This is a genomic window from Streptosporangium heterodermiicola (assembly GCF_051390675.1).
GTDB lineage: Bacteria > Actinomycetota > Actinomycetes > Streptosporangiales > Streptosporangiaceae > Streptosporangium.
The window spans coordinates 345347-362491 of the sequence record NZ_JBPJSR010000004.1 but is presented as its reverse complement, the minus strand read 5'-3'; the positions used below and the strand labels follow the sequence as shown (position 1 = coordinate 362491).

The window sequence follows — 17145 nt, the reverse complement described above, 5'->3', positions numbered from 1 at the left end:
AGGGCCGGGGTGGGCTGATGGGCCTAGGACCGATGGCGTACGCGGCGGGTGCCCGACGCCGCCTAGAGTCGGTTCGTGAGCCCAGGAAGCCAGGAGAGCGAGGCCGGCAAGGACGGCGAGGACGGCGAGGACGGCGAGGACAGGGACGCCGTGCTCCACGCGGTGAGCTCGGCCGTCCTCGCGGTGACCAGGCACCTGTCGGTCCGGGAGGTGCTCCAGGTCATCGTGCGGTCGGCGCGGCGGCTGCTGGACGCCCGCTACGCCGCGCTGGGCGTGCCCGACGACCAGGGGGCGTTCGCCGAGTTCGTCGCCGAGGGCATCTCCGACGAGCAGTGGGACGCGATCGGGCCGATGCCCCGCCAGCACGGCATGCTCGGCGCGATGCTGCGCGAGGGCGCGCCGGTCCGGCTGCCCGACATCCGCAAGGACTCCAGGTTCGAGTACTGGCCGCGCGCCCATCCGGTGCTCAAGGACTTCCTCGGGGTGCCGATCCTCGACGGGGACGAGGTGCTCGGCATCATCTTCCTGTCCAACAAGCGGGCCCCCGGCGGCTTCACCGAGGCCGACCAGCGGCTGCTCACCATGTTCGCCGCGCACGCCGCGATCGCCCTCACCAACGCCCGCCTGTACGAGCGGAGCCGGGAGCTCACGCTGGCCGAGGAGCGCACCCGGATGGCGAGGGAGCTGCACGACGCGGTGACCCAGAAGCTGTTCTCGCTGCGCCTCACCGCGCAGGCCGCGGCGTCGCTGGTCGTCGGCGATCCCGTACGGGCGCTGCGGGAGCTCGACCGGGTGGAGCGGCTGGCGGGAGAGGCGCTGGCCGAGCTGCGCGCGGTGATCGTGGAGCTCCGCCCGGCCGAACTCGACCGGCACGGCCTGGCCGAGACGCTCCGCAAGCACGTCCGCCTGCTCGACCGGCTGCACCCGGCCGCGTTCTCGTTCGAGGAGTCACCGGTGTGCGAGCTCGAACCGGCGGCCGAGGTGGCCGTCCTCCGGGTGGCCCAGGAGGCGCTGCACAACGCCTCCAGGCACGCGGCGGCGCGCGTCGTCGAGGTCCGGCTGGGCTGCGAGGGCGGGCGCGTGTTCCTTGAGGTGAGTGACGACGGGGCCGGGTTCGACATGACCGCAGCGGCGGGCCGGGGGCTGGGCATCGCCTCGATGGGCGACAGGGCGGAGTCCGTCGGCGGGATCGTACGGGTGAGATCGGAGCCCGGACGGGGCACGCTCGTCCGGATGGAGGTGCCCGGATGATCCGTGGTACGGGGAGGGGGATCGCGTGACCCGTGAGCCGGAGGGGTGGCCGTGCGACCTGCCATCGATGGTCCGGACGAAGGTGATCTGGACGAAGGTGATCTGGACGAAGGCGGTCTGGACGAAGGCGGTCCGGACGGAGGCGATCCGGTGATCCGCGTCCTGATCGCCGACGACCACCCGGTCGTCCGGCAGGGCCTTCGCACCTTCCTGGACCTGCAGGAGGACCTGGACGTGGTCGGCGAGGCCGCCGACGGGGCCGAGGCGGTCGCCCTGGTCGGCTCCCTCGCCCCCGACGTGCTGCTGCTCGACCTGAGGATGCCGGTCCTCGACGGGCTCGGCGCGCTGCTCCTGCTGGGGGAACGAGGGCTGTCGCCGAGGGTGCTCGTGCTGACCTCGGTCAGCGACAGGGGCGACGTGGCCCCGGCGATGCGGGCGGGCGCGGCGGGTTTCCTCTACAAGGACGTCGAACCGGCCGCGCTCGTGCGGGCGATCCGGGCGGTGCACGGCGGCCAGGTGCTGCTCGCCCCTGAGGCCGCCGAGGCGATGCTGTCGGGTCCCGGGCCCGTTCCGGCCGCGGGGGAGGGCGGTCGTGAGGGCAGGCACGTGGCGCCGCTGACCGACCGGGAGCGCGAGGTGCTCGCGCTGATCGCGTCGGGCCGCTCCAACCGGGAGATCGCCAGGCAGCTCGCGGTGGCGGAGAAGACGGTGAAGACCCACGTCTCCAACGTGCTGATGAAGCTGGGCGTGCAGGACAGGACCCAGGCCGCACTCTACGCGGTACGGAACGGCCTGGCCTGAGCGCCCGGCCTCCCGGTGCGGGGAAGGTTCGGCTGGAGGGGCGAGGGCCTGCCCGGTGACCGTACCCTGGCCGTCTCGGCGGGCGGGGGCCGCGCGGTCAGGCTCCGGAAGCCGGCCTCCGCCCGGTGATCCACCCCCGGACCGTCACGACCGTCAGACCAGCTCGGTGATGGCGTGGTGGGCGACCACCCGGGCCCGGCGCACCGCGCGGTCGAGCTCGCGCAGGGCCTCGCCGCGTACGGCGATCTGGCCCGAGGTGAGCCCGCGGTCGTCGGCGACCCGGAGCACCGCGGCGAGGCGGGCGGCCAGGGCGGCGACCCGGTGCGCCCTGGCGGGGTAGCCGGGGGCCAGGCCGTCGTCCACGATCTCCAGCCGCCGGTGACCCTGGGCCGGGCCCTCCACGCCGAGCAGGGCGTCGGTGGCCACGCGCATGGCGCGGGTCAGCTCGTGCTCGGCCTCGGCGAGTGAGGGCAGGTCGGGGGCCGCGGTACGGGCCTCCAGCACGGTCCAGCGAACCCCGGCGTACGATGACCCGCGGCGGTCGTTTACCGGGATCAGCCCGAGGCACCTGCTGGGAAGCACGGCTGTCGCCGCCTGCCCGGCCTCGATGGCGGCGGAGTTGAAGGGGGGCGGTCCGGTGAGCCCGAGCGGGTCGCCCGCGATGGGGAGGGCGAGGCGCAGCGACTTCACGCCCTCGATCCGCAGGTCGGCGAGGAACGCCCGGAGGGGGAGGTCGCCGGTCTCACCGGCGACGAGTTGGGGGCCTGCCTGCCGCTCCACGCGGTCGGCGGCCTCGTCGAGGCCTACCTGTCCGGCGAGCCAGGCATTGCCCCAGCAGACCAGGGTGGCCGAGATCGGTGAATCAGGGTGCACCGATCCACGATATGCGCTTGTCCTGCAATAGGTTTTGTTCCAGCGATTCACAAGGAGGCATAAGGGATGGGCGGTCAAGTGCTTCGGCTACAGGACGTCACCGTCCGCAGGGACGGAGCGGCCCTGCTGCGGGAGATCGACTGGACCGTTCACGAGGACGAGCGGTGGGTCGTCATCGGTCCCAACGGCGCGGGAAAGACGACGTTGCTGCAGGTGGTCGGGGCGATGCTGTTCCCCACCGAGGGCATCGTCGAGATCCTGGGCGAGCGGCTCGGCCAGAGTGACGTCTTCGAACTCCGGCCCCGCATCGGCCTCGCGAGCGCCGCGCTGGCGGAGAAGGTCCCGCCGGAGGAGAAGGTCATCGACCTGGTGCTCACGGCCTCGTACGCCATCCTCGGCCGCTGGACGGAGGAGTACGACTCCCACGACGTCACGCGCGCCGTCGAGCTGATCGACCAGCTCGGCTGCGCCCACCTGATCCGGCGCCGGTTCAACACGCTGTCCGAGGGGGAGCGCAAGCGGGTCCAGATCGCCCGCGCGCTCATGCCCAACCCGGAGCTGCTGCTGCTGGACGAGCCCGCCGCGGGCCTGGACCTGGGCGGGCGCGAGGACCTGGTCCGCCGCCTGTCGACGTTCGCGCACGACCCGGCGGCGCCGACCATGGTGCTGGTCACCCACCACGTGGAGGAGGTGCCCAGCGGGTTCACCCACGCGCTGCTGCTGCGGCACGGTTCGGTGGTGGCCCAGGGCCCGATCGACCAGGTGATGACCGCGGAGAACCTGTCGCGTACCTTCAGCGTCCCGCTCACCCTGGACCGGGGGCGCGACGGCCGCTGGTACGCACGGGCACACCAGCTCTGAGGGGTGTCGCCTCCAAGGCGCACCGGCTCCGAGGCGCATCGGCTTTGAAGGGGCGCGGGCTCAAGGCGTCCCGGCTCGTGCCGGCTCTGGGCGCACACCGGCTCCGAGGCGGTTTCGAGATCGTTTCGGTCGTTCAAAGGCCGGTGAGGGGAAAAGCAAATATCCTGCCGGGTCAAGAGTTCCACGTGACTCGACCACCCGGGATGGCTCATGGAATGGCTCGTCGCCGCACTCGTCGTCGTGGCCGTGGCGGGGTTCGCCGCCTACCGGACGGTTCGCGTCGTGCCGCAGGCCACGGCGGGCGTCGTGGAGCGGTTCGGGCGCTATCACCGGACGCTCGCTCCCGGGCCGAACCTCGTGGTGCCGTTCATCGACCGGATCAAGGACACGGTCGACCTTCGCGAGCAGGTCGTCGCCTTCCCGCCGCAGGCGGTCGTCACCTCCGACGACCTCGTCGTCTCCGTCGACACGACCGTCTCCTTCCGGGTGGTCGACGCCCGCGCGGCGACCTACGAGATCGCCAACTTCCTGATCGCCGTCGAGCAGCTCGCCGGGACCACGCTGCGTGACGTGGTGGGCGGGATGAGCGTGGACCGTGTGGTGGCCTCCCGCGAGGAGATCGGAGCCGAGCTGCGCGAGGCGCTCGACGCCGCCACGGGCGCGTGGGGCCTCCGCGTCGGCCGGGTCGAGCTCACGGCGGTCGACCCGCCCGTCTCCGTCCAGGAGGCACTGGAGAGGCAGGCCCGCGCCGACCGCGACAGGCGGGCCGAGGTGCTCGCGGCCGAGGGACGGAAACAGGCGGCCGTCCTCGCCGCCGAGGGCGAGCGGCAGGCCGCCGTGCTGAGGGCGCGTGGCGAGGCGGAGGCCACGGTGCTCAGGGCGCGGGCCGACGCCGAGGCCAGGACGACGCGGGCCAAAGGGGAGGCCGACGCGATCGACATGCTCTTCCGCGCCGTCCACGAGGGCAGGCCGGACTCGGAGCTCCTCGTCCGCGAGTACCTGCGGGCACTCCGCGAGATCGCCAAGGGGGACGACGGCACGCCGGGGAACGCCTCGCCGGACCTGAAGCGGGTCCTCGAAGGCCTGGCGGACCTCCTCCCGGCCAAGGAGGAGGTCCCGGCTGGGGAGAGACCCCTGGACGCGGGGAGGCCCCTGGACGTGGAGAGGTCCTCGGGTGTGGAGAGGTTCCCGGACGTGGAGAGGTCCCCGGGTAAGGACAGGTTCCCGGACGCGGAGCAGTCTCCGGGCGAGGACAGGTTCCCGGACGCGGAGCAGTCTCCGGGCGAGGACAGGTTCCCGGACGCGGAGCAGTCTCCGGGCGAGGGCAGGTTCCCGGACGTGGAGAGATTCCCGGGCGAGGGCAGGTCTCCGGGCGAGGATGAGATCTCGGGCATGGGCGGGTTTTCGGTCCAGGACGAGTTCCCAGGCACGGAAACGCCCCCGGTCCAGGGCAGGCCCCCGGTGCGGGACGAGTCCCCGTTCAGGGACGGGTCCTCGGCCCTGAGCAGGCCTGACAAGACGGAGGGATTCCCGGTCAGAGGAAGATCAGCGGTCAGGGACGCCCCTGTTGAGGACATCCCTTAAGGACGTCCCTTAAGGACACCCCGGCCACCGGATGACCGTCGATCTCCTTTTACCATCCGGTGAGTGCCGTGCACCCGTCATGGGCGCGAGCCTTACCAGTGAGGGGAAGTGCATGACACCGTGGGAGGCGGTCGCGATCTTCGTGGCCGGCATCGGGGCCGGGGGCATCAACGCCGTCGTCGGGTCCGGGTCTCTGATCACGTTCCCGACGATGGTCGCGCTGGGCATGCCGCCGGTCGTCGCCAACGTCTCCAACACCGTCGGCCTGGTCCCCGGGTCGCTGACCGGCGCGCTCGGCTACCGGGAGGAGCTGAGGGGGCAGCGCCAGAGGCTGGTCAGGCTGGCGGTCCCGGCGGTGATCGGCGCGGTGGCCGGCGGGGTGCTCCTGCTCTACCTTCCCGCGGAGACGTTCGACATCGTCGTGCCCGTCCTGATCGGCGTGGCGTGCGTGCTGGTGGTGATCCAGCCCAGGCTCAACGGGTGGCTGAGCGCCCGGCGGGAGCACGCCCGCCCGCACGGCGGCCCCTGGCTCTGGGGAGGCATCCTCGCGTCCGGCGTCTACGGCGGCTACTTCGGCGCGGCCCAGGGTGTGCTGCTCATCGGGTTGATGGGAACCTTCCTCGACGACCGCCTGCAGCGGATCAACGCGGCCAAGAACGTGCTCGCGCTGCTGGTCAACGGGGCCGCCGCGCTGCTGTTCATCGTGATCGCGGAGGTCGACTGGCTCGCGGTCCTGATGGTGGCGCTGGGCGCCGCGATCGGCGGGTTCCTCGGTGCGAAGATCGGCAGGAGGCTGCCCGCCCCGGTGCTGCGCTGGTTCATCGTCTGCATCGGAGTCGTGGCGATAGTCAAACTGGTGTACGGGTGAACCTGCCCCCTACCGGGTACCTATATAGGTATGAAAGGTGACAAAGTCGAGGTTGTCATCGACGCAGGAGACAGTTCCCGTACCTACGAGGTCAGCGCCACCAGAGCGGGCCGCCGCGTTGAGGTGGCCAACGCCCGAGGCGGCGTCGTCGAGGTGAGCGAGGTCACCCGGAGCGGAACGGCCGTGCGCACCGCCCGCTTCATGTCCAGCCGTATTCTCGCCCTGGTCGAACACCCCGCCGACGGCAAGCCGGCCTAGAACAGGTCGGCACAGACCAGTACAGACCGGCCCGGCGGCGGGCCGGTTCTCGTCACGCCCGGGTGGGACGTACCCGATCAACAGACCACTCGTCACGCCCGGGAAAGACGTACCCGATCACGGACACACCGTCACGCCCGGACGGGACGCGCCTGTCAGCGGGCGGACCGTCGTGCCTGGGCGGGGCGCGAAGTCCGCGTCGCGCCCAGGTCACCGGACGGCGCCTCCGCGTGGAAATCTCCATGGAGTCCGGTCACATCCGCGCGGGACGGACGCCTTCCGTCTGAGGGTTCCCGTGGCGTCCGGTCACATCTGCGCGGGGCGGACCTGGAGCACGCCGTCGCGGCGGACCCGGGTCTCGAAGGACGGCTGGGGGGCGGTGGCCGGGCCGTGCACGACGGCTCCGTCGGAGAGCCTGAAGGTGCTCCCGTGCCACGGGCAGACGACGCAGGCGGTCCCCTCCTCCGAGATCAGGCGCCCCTGGTGGAGCGGGCCCGCCAGGTGGGCACACTGGTCGGCGAGGACCGTGACCCCGGTGCCGACGCGCAGCACGAACAGGTCGATGTAGCCGAGCCGCCGCGTCACCGGGCGCCCGTCGGGCAGGTCGCCGAGCTCGCACAGGTCGTGCCAGCCCAGCGGGACCAGATGGGCGACGGACTCGGCGTGGTTGGCCCCGGCCGCCTGCCGGTAGGCCAGGTGGCCGCCGAGGTAGCCGCCCAGGCTCACGGCGCCCAGCCCGGCGAACGACAGCACCCGCCCGGTCCGGTCGCGCCCGGCCATCCGGAACACCAGCGAACCGGCGTAGAGCCCGAAGGCGGTCAGGTTGGCGATCGCGTGCACGAACCCCACCCGCTGCTGCTCGCGGTGGAGCGCGGACCAGTCGGTGACACCCGCCGCCACCGCGGGCATCGCGGTGGCGAGCCCCCCGGCGACCAGCGCCCGCGACGCCCGGGGGTCGTGGCGGGTCACGTCCAGCACCGCCGTCGCGGCCCAGAGCCCCAGGCTGAGGTTGGCGAGCGGTGGATGGAGCGGCTTGCCGGTCGGCACCCCGTGCAGCAGGTCGCGGAGCGGTCCGGGGCCGATCCGCCGGCGTACGGCCTTGGCGAGTATGCGGATCGGCCTGTCGGCCCTGGGTGAGCGCTCGATCCGATCGGTGAACTCGACCCCGGGCACCAGACGTCTGAAGGTCCGGCGCCCTGTTTTTACGGTTTCCTTCACCATCGCCCCTTTCTCAACCCATAGGGACCTACCCGAGAACGACGTTATGCACGCGCCAAATGCCCCCGGCTGACGGAGAGAGCGATGATCTCGGTGGCGTAGGCGCCCAGTGTCGCCGATCCCTCCTCGATGATCTTCACTTTTTCCAGCACCTGCTCGGCCGTCACCTTGTACAGCGACCAGGTGCCGCCCTCGTTGTGATGGTTCGCCATGATGGGCGCGATCCGGTCGAGGGCCTTGGCGAACCTGGCCTCCGGTGTCCTGCGTTCCTCGAACTCGTCCCAGAGCTCGCGCAGCCGGGTGGCCTGGTCGCAGGGGAGCAGTCCGAAGATCCGGTCGGCGGCCTTGCGCTCGATGCCCAGCTGGGCCTCGACGGCCGAGGCGTCGTAGATGAACGTGTCTCCCGCGTCGATCTCGACGATGTCGTGGACGAGCAGCATCGCGACGACCCTGTCGAGGTCGGTGCCCGGTGGTGCGTGCTCGGCCAAGACCATCGCCAGCATGCCCACGTACCAGGAGTGCTCCGCGTCGTTCTCCCGCCGCGACCCGTCCATGAGGGTGTTGCGGCGGACGATGCGTCTGAGCTTGTCGATCTCCATGGCGAAGGTGAGCTGAGCGTGCAGACGGTCCTGTGCTGGAGGGGTGGTCACGCGCGCAAGCCTAATGCGCGTCGATCCCGCTTTTCCGAGCGATCATGGGATCACGCCCGTGCGAGGGTGACCGGAACCCCGTTGAACACGGCGTTTCCCGAGGGCGCGTCCACGACGGAATCGTCCGTGAGCGTGTTCGCGTTCACCCCGGCGTGCTTGGCGGCCACCGGTTGCGAGGTGCCCGCGTGCCCCCATCCGTGGGGCAGGCTCACCACCCCCGGCATGATCGTGTCGGTCGGTTCCAGCGGCACGACCAGCTCGCCCGCGGCCGAGCGCACCACGGCGCGCTCGCCCAGCCCGAGCCTGCTCACGTCGTCCGGGTTGATCTGCAGGGTGCACCGGTTGGTCCCGCCGACCAGCGGTTCCACGTTGTGCAGCCAGCTGTTGTTGGAGCGCAGGTGGCGCCGCCCGATCAGCACGATCTCCGCGGGCGGTACGGCGAGCCGCCCGCGCAGCCGCGCGGCGTCCTCGACCAGCCGGGGCGGGGCCAGCTCCACCCGTCCCGAGGCCGTACGGACGATCTCCGCCAGCCGGGGCTCCAGCGGGCCCAGGTCGATACCGTGCGGGTTCGCCAGCAGGGTGGCCAGGGAGAGCCCGTACGAGCCCAGCCTGAGCATGGCGTCCAGCCGCCGCTCGGCCCCGCTGCCGCCGTCCAGGGAGGCGCGCAGCTCGGCCGGATCGACACCCTCCACCGGGGAGCCCGGCGTCTCGACGGCCCTGCGGAGCATCCGGTCGAGGATCAGCTCGTCGAGCGCGGCCGGGTCGGCGTCCGCGCCCTGTCCCGAGGCGATCATCGTCAGCCGCGCCATGATCTCGGCCTCCGAGGGGCGCCCCGGCTCCAGGGGCAGGACCGGCGGGGAGAACCTCGCGTAGTTGCGGACCGCGAAGGCCAGCAGCGACAGGTCGTAGTGCGGCGACTGCGTCACGCGCGGCGGCGGCAGGATGACGTTCGCGTGCCGGGTGGTCTCGTTCAGGTACGGGTCCACGCAGACCATGAACTCCAGCTCCCGGAAGGCCCGGTCCAGCCGGGGCCCGCCCGGCGCCGACAGCACCGGGTTTCCGGCCACCGTGACCAGCCCCCTGACCTGTCCCTCGCCCGGCGTCTCGATCTCGTCGGCGAGGGTGGCCACCGGGATCTCGCCGTTCGCCTCCGGCAGCCCCCGGACGCGGCTGTGCCAGCGTCCCGTGACGTACGGCTTGCTCCGGCGGCCGTTCTCCACGGCGGGCTTCGCGAACATGACCCCGCCGGGGCGGTCGAAGTTGCCGGTCAGGACGTTGACGACGTCGACCAGCCACTGCGCGACGGTGCCGAACTCCGCGGTGCAGGTGCCGATGCGGGCGTAGACGGCGGCCGTCGGGGCCGCGGCCAGCTCGCGCGCCAGCCGTACGATCTCCCCGGCGGGCACCCCGCACATCGGGGCCACGGCCTCGGGGGCGAAGTCCTCCGCCAGCCGCCTGACCTCGTCCAGGCCGTTGACCCCGACCCCGCCGATGTCGGCACCGGCCGAGGTGAGGTCCTTGGCGAGGTTCTCGGCGAGGAGGGTGTGGACGATGCCGAACAGCAGGTAGGCGTCCGTACCCGGGCGGACGAACAGGTGCTCGTCGGCGAGGGCCGCGGTGCGGGTGCGGCGCGGGTCGACGACCACGAGCCTGCCGCCGCGCCCGCGCAGCGCCTTGAGGCGGCCGGGGAAGTCGGGGGCGGTGCAGAGCGAGCCGTTGGACTCCAGCGGGTTGGCGCCGAGCATCAGCAGGTAGTCGGTGCGGTCCAGGTCGGGCACCGCGATGGCCAGCGGGTCACCGAGCATCAGGCCGCAGGAGACGTGCTTGGGCATCTGGTCGGCGGTGCTCGCGGAGAAGACGTTGCGGGTGCCGAGGGCGCGGATCAGTGCCCCGCCGTACAGGGCTCCGGCCATGGAGTGGGCGTTCGGGTTGCCGAGGTAGACGGCGAGCGACTGGCGGCCGTGAGCGTCGATCACGCCCGCGAGGCCCTCCGCGACCGTGCGGAACGCCTCGTCCCAGGACGCCTCGCGCCACTCGCCGCCCGTCCGGATCATCGGGACGCACAGCCGGTCCGGGTCCTCGTCGAGGTGGCCCAGGGTCGCGCCCTTGGGGCAGATGAACCCCTTGGAGAAGGGGTCGTCCCGGTCGCCTTTGACCGAGGTGACGTGCCCGGTGTCGTCGAGGGTGAGCCGGAGGCCGCAGACGGCCTCGCAGAGGGGGCAGGTCCGGTGCGCTGTTCTCATCGGCACTCCTGAGTTCGGCGAGTGGACTCATCATGGCCGCCGCCCGGTCCGCGGGGAAGCCCCTCGTGGCCGCCGTCCGGCTCGTAGGGAGGCCCCCCGTGGCCGCCACCCGCTTCGTGGAGAAGCCCCTCGTGGCCGCCGCCCGCTTCGTGGAGAGGCCCCGGAGTGCGAACTCCGGGGCCTCTCGCCGCGCGATCCTCCTGACTCACGCGGCCTGTCGTCGCCGACCGGGGAACTCGTCCGGTTCAGGGAACCCGTCCGGTCCGGCGAACCCGTTCGATCCCGGGAACCCGTCCGGCTTGGGCAACTCGTCCGGCCCGGGGCGGGGGACGGCGGTGAAGCGGGTGCCGGGCTTCTCCTCGGCGGCCCGCCCGGCCTGCGGGCTCACCCAGTTCGCCCGCCCGTAGAACCGGTCGAGCCCCACCGCGGGACCGGTGGCCTCACCCCCGCGGACGATCTCGACGGTGAGCAGGTTCGCCCACCTGTCGTGCCGGAGGATCACGGCGTCGCGGGCGTAGCACGCCGCCGCGATCTCGGCGGAGAAGGCGTCGAAGTCCTCGGCGCAGGTTCCGACTCCGCCAGAAGCCGGAGGTGACGAGGACACCGGCGGTGCCGGCCAGAACGAGGAACGGCCACCAGTCGCCCTCCCGGAGCGAGAGGACCACGGTGGCCGTGAGGGACAGGGCGCCGCAGAGCAGGACGGTCTCCGTCCGCCAGCGCCACAACCGGACGAGCAGGCCCGCCCGGCTCGGAGGCCGGCCGTCGTGGCGGCCGTGGCGGCCGTGGCGGCCGTGGCGGGGGTCACGCCGCGACGTCACCGCCCACCCCCTCGTCGCGGACGGGCGCCAGGGCGAGCGCGGGAGCGGCGGTCCGCTCGGCCTTGAGAAGGTCGAACCGGGGCTCGCGGTAGTGCCTGGCCCCGAAACCGGTCCTGGTCACGGTCCAGCCGAGCCGGTACGCCCATTCGTCCTGGTCCATATAGAGCTCTCGATCGGTCACATAGATCAGATCGAGGATGAAGGTCTTGATTCCGTGGGTTCTGTTGGTACGGTGGAAGGACATAGGAGACTCCCTTCGTGGCTTTGACGCGGAGTTCTTGTGCCAACCGGGTCGGTGGCCGCCGGCCCGGTGTTTTTTGGGCCCGATGAGGGCACTTTTCTTAATGCGTGCGACGCTGGGCCGTCGCCGGCCGATTTTCGTGCTCCCCCTGCTGGCCTCCCCGCGTCAGCTCCGTTTCGTCGAAGACGGCGCCGTTGCCGGACAACCGCGCGCCCCTCCCGTACCGCGTGGCTCACGAAGGCTCTCGAAGACGCTCCCCCGGATGATCACCGGTGGCTCCCCCGATCTTTCGAGAAGCTTCCTGTTCTGATAGTCGCTCAGCATAGATTTGGCTGCAAGACTTGCCGTAAGGAAAAAGGCAATAAACTTCCACAGATGCACTGTAAGTGACTGTGTAATTTGCACTATCATTCGTCGGGTTCCTGTTGAGGCCGTGACGCACGCCCGCCCGTCATGGTGAGGAGGTCGTGATGCCGCAACGTGGCAGTCCAGCGCTCCGCCGGCGTCGGCTGGGTCTGGAGTTACGCAGGCTCCGCGAAGGACTTCACCTGACCGGCGACGATGTGTCCGAGCGCCTGCGGTGGTCGACCGCGAAGGTCAGCCGGATCGAGACCGCCAAGACGCTGGCCAGTGAGGTCGACGTCGAGGTGCTCGCCGACCTCTACGGGGTCGACGAGTCCCTGCGGGAGGTTCTGGTCACGCTGCGGCGCGACGCCGCTCGGAAGGGGTGGTGGGAGAGATATCGCGGTTCCGTGCCCGATGACTACATCACGCTCATCGGGATGGAGGCGGAGGCCACCGTGGCGCGAAACTGGGAACCCCAGATCGTGCCCGGACTTCTCCAGACAGAGGGTTACGTCCTGGGCGTTCACGACGCGAACCAGGAGTCCAGCCTGCTTCCGCCGAGCTGGATCCAGGACCGGGTCGAGATACGGCTGGCGCGGCAGCGCACGCTGCTGCACGAGGCCGATCCGCTGACCCACGTGAGCGTGTTGCACGAATCCGTGCTGAAGAACCAGTACGGCGACGACCCTCGCGTCATGCGGGACCAGCTCGTGCACCTGATCGAGGTCTCGGAGCTGGAGCACGTGGATATGAGAGTTCTTCCCCAGGACGTTCCGCCGCCGGTGTCCACCGGGGCGTTCCTGCACCTGACCTTTCCCGACTTCCAGGACGTCGTCTACGAGGAGCTTCTCCCCGGGGGACGGTTCGTCGAGGACGTGGAAAAGGTCTACCTGTACGAGCGCGCCTTCGGATATCTGATGGAACGAGCCCTCGACGAGACGGCATCACAGGAGATCATCAAAAAGACAATCAAGTACTGGGACAGGTAGTGGCGGTTTTCCACTGCCCGTTCCGTTATTTCTGGGAAGAATGATGAGCGCGAATAATCACAACGATGTGATCTGGAAGAAGAGCGCCCTGAGCGCCGCCAGCGGCAATTGTGTCGAGGTGGCGAAGCTGGGCGAGGGGTTAATGGGAGTGCGTGACAGCAAGGACCGCTCCGGCCCCGTCCTCACCTTCGCTCCCGGCGCGTGGGACTCCTTCATCGGGGGGGTGAAGAGCGGGGAGTTCGACATCTAGCGGGAAGCGGCCCTGGCACTCACCCGAGAGAACAAGAGCCGCCCCACTGTGGTTAACGCGTTTTCATCGCTTCCGCCCCACCGGATGGATTGGGCCCACCGGTTGAGCAGGGAAGAATCATCCCACACCGGGAGAGCGTTCAGGATACGGTGCTCTATCCAGACATCCTTAATACCTTGCAACTTCTTCGTCACGCCTTCATCCTTAAGGTGCCTTATGGTCCCCCGTAGGAGAAGGGGTGGGTTGTGTCTGATATTGACCTGTCCAGGGTGATATGGCGGAAAAGTCGGCAGAGCGGAACCAACGGTAACTGCGTCGAGGTGGCTCACCTGGCCGGGCGGGGGTTCGCGGTCAGGGACAGCAAGGACAGGGGCGGTCCGGTGCTGGTCTTCGGCGGTCCGGGCTGGATCGCGTTCGTCGCGGCGGTGAAGGGCGGGGCCCTCGACCTCTGAGCGGCCGTCCTTCCAGGGCCCGGGGGCTTGCCCAACGGCGGGAAGGCCCCCTTTCGTGTCGCCGGGGACAGCCGAGGACAGCCGCGGCAGCCGGGGACGGGCGGCGACGGGCGGAGGACAGCAGGGACAGCGGGGACAGGCGGAGACGGGCACGGAACAGCCGTGAGAAAGCCGTACGGCCCGCACCTCGGATGAGGCGCGGGCCGTACGAGAGAAGAACAGTGACTACTCGGTGGCGATGCCGAGGCCGTGGGCGACGCTCTGGCCGAGGTCCTTGTGGACGTTCGTCCAGTATTCGACGACGCGCTCCTTCGTCTCGGCGGTGACCTCCGGGGCTGAGGCGTGGCCGACGACGTTGCTCACCAGGTGGGAGCGGTCGGTGTCGGACAGCACGTTCTCCCACAGCGCGCGGGGCTGGACGAAGTCGTCGTCCTCGCGGTGCAGGGTGTAGGCGGAGCGGATGATCTCACCGGTCACCTGGTAGTGCTCGCCCTCGTACAGCAGCGGGTCGGCCGCGGGGCCGCCGACGCTGTTGGGGGCGTAGACCGGGTCGCCCGGGTTGTTGAAGCGCATGTGGCCGTCCTTGTTGTAGCTGTGGACGGGAGACTTCGGCGCGTTGATCGGCAGCTGCTGGTAGTTGACGCCGATGCGGTAGCGGTGGGCGTCCGGGTAGGAGAACAGCCGGCCCTGGAGCATCTTGTCCGGCGACGGGCCGATGCCCGGCACCAGGTTGGCCGGCTCGAAGCTCGACTGCTCGACCTCGGCGAAGTAGTTGGCCGGGTTGCGGTTCAGCGTGAACCTGCCGATCGTGATCTCCGGGTAGTCGGAGTGCGGCCACACCTTGGTCAGGTCGAACGGGTTGAACCGGTAGTCGGCGGCGGCCTCGAACGGCATGATCTGGACGTTCACCGTCCAGGACGGGTGGTCGCCGTTCGCGATCGCGGTGTGCAGGTCGCGGATGTGGAAGTCGGCGTCCTGCGCGATGACCGCGCCCGCCTCGGCGTCGGTGAAGTTCTTGATCCCCTGGTCGGTCCTGAAGTGGTACTTGACCCAGAACTTCTCGCCCGCGGCGTTGTACCAGAGGAAGGTGTGCGAGCCGAAGCCGTGCATGTGGCGCCAGGACGCCGGGGTGCCCCGGTCGGTCATCAGGAACGTCACCTGGTGGGCGCTCTCCGGGGAGAGCGTCCAGAAGTCCCACTGCATGTCGTGGTCGCGCAGGTTGGTGTCGGCGCGGCGCTTCTGGCTGTGGATGAAGTCGGAGAACTTCTGCGGGTCGCGGATGAAGAAGATGGGCGTGTTGTTGCCGACGAGGTCGTAGTTGCCCTCCTCGGTGTAGAACTTCAGCGCGAAGCCGCGCGGGTCGCGCTGGGTGTCGGGGCTGCCGAGCTCACCGGCGACCGAGGAGAAGCGGATGAAGAGCGGGGTCTCCCTGCCCTTCTGGAACAGGCCCGCCTTGGTGAACTGGCTGACGTCCTCGGTGATCTGGAGAACGCCGTGCGCGCCGCCGCCCTTGGCGTGGACCACCCGCTCGGGCACGCGCTCCCGGTTGAAGTGGGCCATCTTCTGGATCAGGTAGTGGTCCTGCAGCAGCAGGGGCCCGTTCGGGCCCACCGACTGGGAGTGTTCGTCGCTCGGCGCGGCGATTCCCGCGTCGGTGGTGGTGATGGGCCTGGTGCTCATAGAGGTTCCTCCGGGGGTTCTCTTCGTCGAGTGTCTTCGGAACGACAGCCGGGGCACACGCCCCAGAAGATCACGTCCGCCTCGTCGACCAGGTATCCGGCGTCGGAGACCGGGTCGAGGCAGGGGGCGTGGCCGGTGGCGCAGTCCACGTCGGTGACCTTCCCGCACCGGCGGCAGACGAGGTGATGGTGGTTGTCATCGATCCGCGTCTCGTACCGGGCGGGACTGCCCGCGGGTTCTATCCGCCGTAGGAGCCCGGCCCTGTGCAACGCGCGCAGGGAGTCGTAGACGGCCTGCAGGGAGACCTGGCCGACACGGCCGCGCACACCGTGATGGACGGCGTCCACGTCGAGGTGGTCGCCCTCCCGTACGGTCCGCATGATCGCCAGCCGGGCCGCGGTCACCCGCAGTCCCGCCCGCCGAAGCCGGTCCTCGTCCTCCATGACCACACCGTACGACCCAAAGCTGAACTATTCAAATTTGCGACTTACTCAAGTTTCGGGAGTCCCGAGGAAACAAAACCGGTAGGGCGAGTTGTGACACAGGCGGTGGGGGAGATGGCATCCTCGAATACCGATGGACACGTACACAGCTCGCCGCCTCGCCCTGGCCGCCGCGATCACCGCCTCAGCCGTGCTCCTCGCGGCCTGCTCCGCGGCCGAGTCGGCCGCCCCCGAATCGTCCCCCGACGTCGTGGAGAAGCCCACCGAACCGGCCGAGGCCACCCCCACGCCCGAGCGCAGACCGTACACCATCTCCTTCGGCGGGGACGTGCACTTCGAAGGCGTGTTGCGCACCCGGCTGAACGCCGACCCGAAGACCGCGCTCGGCCCGATCGCCAAGGTGCTCAAGCGCTCTGACCTGGCGATGGTCAACCTGGAGACCGCGATCACCACCGGCGGCACCCCCGCCCCCGGCAAGCAGTACACCTTCCGTGCCCCGGCGGCGGCGCTCACCGCGCTGAAGGCGTCCGGGGTGGACGTCGCCTCGCTGGCGAACAACCACGGCATGGACTACATGCAGAGCGGGCTGAAGGACTCCCTCGCCGCCATCAAACGGTCCAAGTTCCCCGTCGTGGGCGTGGGCAGGAACGAGGCCGAGGCGTACAAGCCGTGGCGGACGACCGTGAACGGCAACCGCGTCGCCATCATCGGCGCGACCCAGGTGCTGGACGCGGAGTTCGTCCAGGCGTGGACGGCCACCGAGGACCAGGGCGGCCTCGCCTCGGCCAAGGACGAGGCGCGGCTGATCCAGGAGGTGCGCAGGGCGCGCAAGAACTCCGACACCGTGATCGTCCACCTGCACTGGGGCACCGAGCTGCAGAAGTGTCCCAACGAGGCGCAGCGCGGCCTGGCGCCCAAGCTGGTCGCGGCCGGTGCGGACGTCGTCGTCGGCGGCCACGCGCACATCCTGCTCGGCGCCGGATACCTGAAGAACGGTTACGTCAGCTACGGCCTGGGCAACTTCGTCTTCTACAACTGGGGCCCGGACACCGGCAGGACCGGCGTGCTCACCCTGACGATCAACGGCCGCAAGGTGCTCAAGGACCAGTGGACCCCGGCCACCATCCAGGGCGGGGTGCCGATCCCGCTCACCGGGACCGGGCGGCAGCAGGCCGTCACGGGCTGGAAGGCGCTGCGCGACTGCACCGGCCTGACCGCCAGGCCCGGCGGCCAGTCCTCATAGCCCGGAGAGGTCGCGAGAGGTCGCGAGAGACGTTCCGGGCACCTTGCGCGACAGGAGGCCGCGATGCGGTGGGAATT

At 70.4% G+C, this 17145-nt stretch carries 18 protein-coding genes; 10 read left to right on the top strand and 8 right to left on the bottom strand.

Translation table 11 applies throughout. From position 1 onward, the window contains the following. Nucleotides 1-75 precede the first annotated feature (75 nt). Complete coding sequence (locus ACSC1Q_RS11585) at nucleotides 76-1251, top strand: GAF domain-containing sensor histidine kinase (RefSeq protein ID WP_436758663.1); 1176 nt, start codon at nucleotides 76-78, stop codon at nucleotides 1249-1251. Between the two features lie 150 nt (nucleotides 1252-1401). Then, nucleotides 1402-2052, top strand: coding sequence for a response regulator (locus tag ACSC1Q_RS11580; RefSeq protein WP_436758662.1), 651 nt, complete (start codon nucleotides 1402-1404; stop codon nucleotides 2050-2052). Nucleotides 2053-2205: 153 nt separating this feature from the next. On the opposite strand, the gene ACSC1Q_RS11575 is transcribed toward ACSC1Q_RS11580, so the two are convergent. Then, nucleotides 2206-2925, bottom strand: coding sequence for an Rv1486c family protein (locus tag ACSC1Q_RS11575; protein ID WP_436758661.1), 720 nt, complete (start codon nucleotides 2923-2925; stop codon nucleotides 2206-2208). A gap of 66 nt (nucleotides 2926-2991) precedes the next feature. Between ACSC1Q_RS11575 and ACSC1Q_RS11570 the strand changes: the two genes are divergently transcribed. The 4 genes from ACSC1Q_RS11570 to ACSC1Q_RS11555 all read left to right on the top strand — a co-directional run bounded on the left by ACSC1Q_RS11570 (nucleotide 2992) and on the right by ACSC1Q_RS11555 (nucleotide 6496). After that, the gene (locus tag ACSC1Q_RS11570; RefSeq protein ID WP_436758660.1) at nucleotides 2992-3786 is read left to right on the top strand and encodes an ABC transporter ATP-binding protein; all 795 of its coding nucleotides are present in this window, start codon (nucleotides 2992-2994) and stop codon (nucleotides 3784-3786) included. Between the two features lie 210 nt (nucleotides 3787-3996). Next, entirely contained in the window at nucleotides 3997-5370 is a 1374-nt protein-coding gene (locus ACSC1Q_RS11565; protein WP_436758659.1) for an SPFH domain-containing protein, read from the top strand. A gap of 112 nt (nucleotides 5371-5482) precedes the next feature. After that, nucleotides 5483-6238, top strand: a complete 756-nt coding sequence (locus ACSC1Q_RS11560; RefSeq protein ID WP_436758658.1) for a sulfite exporter TauE/SafE family protein — start codon at nucleotides 5483-5485, stop codon at nucleotides 6236-6238. Nucleotides 6239-6268: 30 nt separating this feature from the next. After that, nucleotides 6269-6496, top strand: coding sequence for a DUF8836 family protein (locus ACSC1Q_RS11555; RefSeq protein ID WP_329088968.1), 228 nt, complete (start codon nucleotides 6269-6271; stop codon nucleotides 6494-6496). A gap of 306 nt (nucleotides 6497-6802) precedes the next feature. Here the strand turns inward: ACSC1Q_RS11555 and ACSC1Q_RS11550 are convergent, their stop codons facing one another. From ACSC1Q_RS11550 to ACSC1Q_RS11530, 5 genes are all read right to left on the bottom strand, one after another. Continuing rightward, on the bottom strand, nucleotides 6803-7669 hold the full coding sequence (locus tag ACSC1Q_RS11550; protein ID WP_436758657.1) for a Rieske (2Fe-2S) protein: 867 nt from the start codon (nucleotides 7667-7669) through the stop codon (nucleotides 6803-6805). 89 nt (nucleotides 7670-7758) lie between these two features. Then, nucleotides 7759-8313 carry an HD domain-containing protein gene (locus ACSC1Q_RS11545; protein ID WP_386261421.1) on the bottom strand — a complete coding sequence of 185 codons (555 nt, stop codon included), beginning with the start codon at nucleotides 8311-8313 and terminating at the stop codon, nucleotides 7759-7761. 101 nt (nucleotides 8314-8414) lie between these two features. Then, nucleotides 8415-10607, bottom strand: a complete 2193-nt coding sequence (locus ACSC1Q_RS11540; RefSeq protein WP_436758656.1) for a molybdopterin-dependent oxidoreductase — start codon at nucleotides 10605-10607, stop codon at nucleotides 8415-8417. A 205-nt stretch (nucleotides 10608-10812) separates the two neighbouring features. After that, complete coding sequence (locus tag ACSC1Q_RS11535; protein WP_436758655.1) at nucleotides 10813-11211, bottom strand: hypothetical protein; 399 nt, start codon at nucleotides 11209-11211, stop codon at nucleotides 10813-10815. A gap of 197 nt (nucleotides 11212-11408) precedes the next feature. Beyond that, nucleotides 11409-11669, bottom strand: coding sequence for a hypothetical protein (locus ACSC1Q_RS11530; protein WP_436758654.1), 261 nt, complete (start codon nucleotides 11667-11669; stop codon nucleotides 11409-11411). Between the two features lie 467 nt (nucleotides 11670-12136). On the opposite strand from ACSC1Q_RS11530, the gene ACSC1Q_RS11525 reads away from it, so the two are divergent. From ACSC1Q_RS11525 to ACSC1Q_RS11515, 3 genes are all read left to right on the top strand, one after another. After that, the gene (locus ACSC1Q_RS11525; RefSeq protein ID WP_436758653.1) at nucleotides 12137-13000 is read left to right on the top strand and encodes a helix-turn-helix domain-containing protein; all 864 of its coding nucleotides are present in this window, start codon (nucleotides 12137-12139) and stop codon (nucleotides 12998-13000) included. Nucleotides 13001-13043: 43 nt separating this feature from the next. Then, nucleotides 13044-13250 carry a DUF397 domain-containing protein gene (locus ACSC1Q_RS11520; protein WP_436758652.1) on the top strand — a complete coding sequence of 69 codons (207 nt, stop codon included), beginning with the start codon at nucleotides 13044-13046 and terminating at the stop codon, nucleotides 13248-13250. A 245-nt stretch (nucleotides 13251-13495) separates the two neighbouring features. Then, on the top strand, nucleotides 13496-13702 hold the full coding sequence (locus ACSC1Q_RS11515; protein ID WP_436758651.1) for a DUF397 domain-containing protein: 207 nt from the start codon (nucleotides 13496-13498) through the stop codon (nucleotides 13700-13702). A gap of 225 nt (nucleotides 13703-13927) precedes the next feature. On the opposite strand, the gene ACSC1Q_RS11510 is transcribed toward ACSC1Q_RS11515, so the two are convergent. Continuing rightward, nucleotides 13928-15382, bottom strand: coding sequence for a catalase (locus tag ACSC1Q_RS11510; RefSeq protein WP_436758650.1), 1455 nt, complete (start codon nucleotides 15380-15382; stop codon nucleotides 13928-13930). Then, nucleotides 15379-15825: a Fur family transcriptional regulator gene (locus ACSC1Q_RS11505; RefSeq protein WP_436758649.1), complete on the bottom strand. Its 447-nt coding sequence runs from the start codon at nucleotides 15823-15825 to the stop codon at nucleotides 15379-15381. Before ACSC1Q_RS11505 ends, ACSC1Q_RS11510 begins: the two co-directional genes overlap by 4 nt. Nucleotides 15826-15958: 133 nt before the next feature. Here ACSC1Q_RS11505 and ACSC1Q_RS11500 point away from each other — a divergent pair, with 133 nt between their 5' ends. Further along, nucleotides 15959-17068 (top strand): CapA family protein, encoded by a 1110-nt coding sequence (locus ACSC1Q_RS11500; protein ID WP_436758648.1) that lies wholly within the window; start codon nucleotides 15959-15961, stop codon nucleotides 17066-17068. Nucleotides 17069-17145 lie beyond the last annotated feature (77 nt).